The organism is Actinophytocola sp. (genome assembly GCF_035762905.1).
GTDB lineage: Bacteria > Actinomycetota > Actinomycetes > Mycobacteriales > Pseudonocardiaceae > DASYTH01.
The window spans coordinates 1-4,250 of the sequence record NZ_DASUCC010000074.1 but is presented as its reverse complement, the minus strand read 5'-3'; the positions used below and the strand labels follow the sequence as shown (position 1 = coordinate 4,250).

Below are 4,250 nucleotides of genomic sequence, written 5' to 3'. Positions count from 1 at the left end.
CAGCCCTCCGCTCCGGGCATAAGCCCCTCACGCACATTGGCCAGCAGGAACGCCGCGACCGTGGCGTCGAGGATCGCCCTGGCTGCGGAGGTTTCGTCCGACACCGCTTGTTGGCGAGTTCTGACACCGCCGGGCACGTGTCGGTGCCGCGGATGTTGGTTTGCGTCGACACCGCTTCCGCGCCCGACGGGTGTCAGGTTGTCCGCTGCTTTGTGGCTTGGGCCAGACGGTAGGAGTCGGTGCCGGTCTCGAGGATGGTGCCGCCGAAGGTGAGTCGGTCGACGATGGCTGCGCATAGCCGGGGGTCGGTGAAGGTCTTGGTCCAGCCGCCGAAGGACTCATTGGACGCGATCGCGACCGAGGCCTTCTCCTCACGCTCGGTGAGGACCTGGAAGAGGAGTTCCGCGCCGCGGCGGTCGAGTTGCATGTAGCCGAGTTCGTCGATGCACAGCAGGTCGACGCGGCCGTAGCGGGCGATGGTCTTCGCCAGCGTCATCTCGTCGGCGGCCTCGACGAGCTCGTTGGCAAGCTGGGTCGCCAGGGTGTACTTGACCCGGTAGCCGGCCATGGCGGCCTCGGTGCCGAGTGCGATCAGCAGATGGGACTTGCCGGTGCCGGAGTCCCCGATCAGACACAGCGGCTGTCCCTTCTGGACCCATTCGCACTTGGCGAGGGTGTGGATCACGGCGGGATCGATGTTGGGGTTGGCGTCGAAGTCGAAGGCCCGCAGGGACTTCTCGCGGGGGAACTTGGCGGCCTTGATCCGGCGTTCGGACCGGCGTCGGGCGCGATCGTCGCACTCGGCAAGCAATAGTTCGGCGAGGAACCCGCGGTAAGACATCTGCTCACGCCCTGCCCGGTCGGCGTAGTCGGTGAAGGAGTTGCGGATGGTGGGCATTCGCAGCATCCGGCACGCTTGGTCGATCGCGGCGTCGGCTGCTTCTTCGGTCATTCCACGGCGCTTGGTGGTCACGGTGCGGCTCCTTCGTTCGGGGTGTCACGTCGGCTGGCCAACAGCTGGTCGTACTTCTCCACGCTCGGCAGCGGCCGAGTGTCGGCCGGGATGTGGGCGCGGAGCCGGCGCTCGGTCAGCGATCGCACGGCAGGGATCTCGCCTTCTCCGCGTGCCCTGTCGCCGCTCATCAGGGACTGGTGGTCCGCTGTCGTGTCGTCGGCTCCGCCATCTGCTGTGTCGTTGTACTTGCGCGCTTCCAACGCGACAGCGTCCGCGGTGAGCGCGCCTGCACGCAGCGCCGTCGCGAGTCCGGCGACGACGTGGTCGTGTGGAAGGTGCCGGTGCATCATCAGGACCTCAATGAGGGCACGGGTGCCGTCGGCGTCACCGTGGGCCTTGCAGGCCGCGGCCCACCAGGCGTCGTGAACGGGCGTGAACCGCCCGGATGCCCTGGCCTGCTCCAGCGCTTTCGCACCGGGTAGCGCGCCCGGTTTGCGGAGGAGGGCCTCGAGATAGTGGTCCAGGTCGACCCGGGTCGAGCCCTTGGTCATGAGCCGTTCGTGGCGGGCGATCTCGGTCCTGCCGTCGAACACGACCAGGTCGCTGGCGTTCAGGAGCACCCGGGCTTGACGGCCGACCATGCGCGCGGGCACGGAGTACTTGTTCATCCGGACCGTGACCTGGGCGTACCGGTCCACGCGCGGGGTGAACCAGCGGCCGGTCTCGAACGGCTCGGTCGGAAGGGGCGCGAGGAGTGGCTGCTCGGTGGCGAAGTGTTCCCCGACCGTGCGGGCGCGGGACCCGATCCGCCGGGCGTCGTCGGCTTCGTCCCAGGCGTCGACCATAGCGTTGAGCTCGGCGAGGGAGTCGACTTCTGGGATGGGGACGAGGTGGTTGCGTCGGAACCAGCCGATCTGCCCCTCGACGCCGCCCTTCTCGTGCGCACCTTGGATTCCGGGCTGGCAATAGAAGGCTTCGATGCCGTAGTGGGAACGGACGGCGGTCCACCTGTCGGCCTCGACCCGCTGGCGGGAGAACCCGATCACGCTCGCGACGGCGGCCTTGAGGTTGTCGTAGCGGATCTTCCCGGTCGGCACCCCGCCGAGCACGTTGAAGGCGTGGACGTGACCCTCGAAGAAGGCTTCCTGCCCAGCCGAGGCACTGACCCTGTGCACGGCCTTGCCCGAGTAGGAGAGCCGAAGGCTGAACAGCGCGCAGGTTACGAGCTCGCCGCGCAGGCGGATGGCGACGTCGCCGAAGTCAACCTCGGCCTCGCGGCCCGGGAGGTGCTCTTGCGGGATGAACGCGTTGGCAGGTTCCCGTCCGACCTCGACGCGAATCTCGCGGCGTCGGGTGGCGACGTACTCGCGGACCATCCAGTACGACACCACCCCGGCCCCGTCATGTTCGTCAAGCAGTCGATCGAAGATCCGCTTCGCCGTGTGTCGCTGCTTCCGCGGCGCGTCGAGGTCCGAGCGCAGCCAGTCGTCGATCACCACTCGGTACGCGTCAAGCCGTGAGCCGCGTTTGGGCGGTTGCTTTCTCTCCTTCGGCCATGCAGATTCCAGCGCCGCTGTCACGGTTCGGAAGCCGACGCCGTGCTTGCGCTGCAGCGCGCGGTTGGACATCCCAGATCGGGCATCCCGTCGGATCGCCGCGTACAGGTCGACCCGGGAACGCGGCTGCGTCATCGGTGGCACTCCTGACGTGAGCACGCCGTGGGCACGACTTTCGGCACCGGGCCACCGCCTGGGAACGGTGACCGCATGCGACCACAGCCCGGAATGACTGGCCCTACCGAGGTGCCTGGTCATGTGCTGCGCAGGGCTTCGGTGGGCGGTACTGAGTCGGCCCGGAGTGCGGGGTACGACCGACGACGGAGCCGATGAGCAGCGAGTAGGCCAGGTCGAGTCCCACTGAAGCCCAGGTCAGTACGACGGCCCGGCCTTGCGTGGTGACGAAGACGTTGGTGACGAGCACGCCCTGGATCAGGCCTGTGATGCCGCCGACGACATCAAACCTCGACACCACCTGTCCGCCCCGTGTCCCTGGCGCGACGAAGATCTGCTTGCGCGGTGCCCAATCGGTATTCCCGCAACACCTCGCGGGCCCCTCAGTGTTCGGTGCTGAAGAACCGTAGCAACAGCGGGCCGACGGTCTGTGGGTCGACGACGTGATCCGGCCCCTCGAGGGTCTCCCGTTGAGCGTGGGGTAGGAGGTCTGCAAGCTCGTCGGCTGCGCGGTCGAAGAAGTCCGAGGGCAGGCCTGCCATGTAGGGGACCGTGATCGGTCCTCCGGTGGTGACCAGGACCGGTTGGGTGACCGTTGCCAGTCGATCGGCCGGCAATTGGTAGCGATTGAGGAAGACGCTGTCGTGGACCAGCGTGGGCGCGAGGGCGACCGAATCCGCCCAATGCGCCGTCTGCTTGCCTGCCGCTTTCCTGGCCGCGATGTTGTCGTCGGAGGCGCCGGTCATGCGCATGAACAGTTCGAGAACCTCCTCGTCTCGCCCGGCGTCGAAGGCGCGTCGGGTGTCCGCGACGTACTCCTCGAATCGCGGGCGTATGTCGTCCCCGACCGCGTAGGGCACCTCCCACACGGCGATCGTGTCGATGGCTGACCCGGCCGCGGCGGCTTCCAGCGCCAGAGCGCCACCAGAGGACGCCCCGAACAGGTGTGCCGAGCCGCCCGCCTCCGCGATCAACGCATCCAGGTCCTCGATCTCCCTTTCCACGGCGTAGGGCTCGGTGAAGCCGCTCGCGCCGCGTCCCCGACGGGCATAGTTGTAAACCGTGAAGTGCTCGGCGAGAGCAGGTATCAAGGGAGCGTTCTCGGCTCCGTCGTCCTGTGCGCCGCCTACCAGGACGACAGCCGGGCCGCTTCCCTTCCGGTCGTAGGCGATGGTGGTGCCATCGTTTGATGTCACGCGAAAGGCCATCTCGTTCATCTCACATCTCCGTTCGAGAGGTTTGTCTCAGCGCCTGAGCAGCGTGCCGACGACGGCCTCGGTGCGCGACCACCGCGCCCTTGCGATCACGGCCGCCACGACGAGAAGGGCGAGCGGCAGCCAAGGGCTCTGCTCGAGCACGAACTGATCGGTGATGACAGCACCGGTCAGCAATGCCGCCAACCCCAGACTGGCCAGGCCCGCCAGAGCCGGGATCAGAAGTCCAACCCCTCCCGCGACCTCCAGCGCTCCGACCAGGTACCGGAGCCACTGGCCAGCCCCGATGTCGGCGAACATGTCCACCATGACCGGGTCGCCGGCGAGCTTCGAGATTCCGCCGCCGGCGAT

4 protein-coding genes are annotated in these 4,250 nt (G+C 67.6%); all 4 read right to left on the bottom strand.

All coding sequences use genetic code 11. The annotated features are described in order from the left end of the window. Positions 1-193: 193 nt before the first annotated feature. Positions 194-973 carry an IS21-like element helper ATPase IstB gene (istB, locus tag VFV67_RS14775; protein WP_106536463.1) on the bottom strand — a complete coding sequence of 260 codons (780 nt, stop codon included), beginning with the start codon at positions 971-973 and terminating at the stop codon, positions 194-196. After that, the gene (istA, locus tag VFV67_RS14770) at positions 970-2,646 is read right to left on the bottom strand and encodes an IS21 family transposase (protein WP_326470464.1); all 1,677 of its coding nucleotides are present in this window, start codon (positions 2,644-2,646) and stop codon (positions 970-972) included. Before istA ends, istB begins: the two co-directional genes overlap by 4 nt. 422 nt (positions 2,647-3,068) lie before the next feature. Beyond that, positions 3,069-3,902: an alpha/beta fold hydrolase gene (locus VFV67_RS14765; RefSeq protein ID WP_326470463.1), complete on the bottom strand. Its 834-nt coding sequence runs from the start codon at positions 3,900-3,902 to the stop codon at positions 3,069-3,071. A gap of 27 nt (positions 3,903-3,929) precedes the next feature. Beyond that, the coding region (locus tag VFV67_RS14760) for a DoxX family protein (RefSeq protein WP_326470461.1) at positions 3,930-4,250 on the bottom strand (321 nt) is incomplete at its 5' end.

What these genes read in the sequence shown, in the direction of transcription:
- istA (WP_326470464.1), bottom strand. Translation starts at nt 2,646, where the DNA reads ATGACGCAGCCGCGTTCCCGGGTCGACCTGTACGCGGCGATCCGACGG.
- VFV67_RS14765 (WP_326470463.1), bottom strand. Translation starts at nt 3,902, where the DNA reads ATGAACGAGATGGCCTTTCGCGTGACATCAAACGATGGCACCACCATC.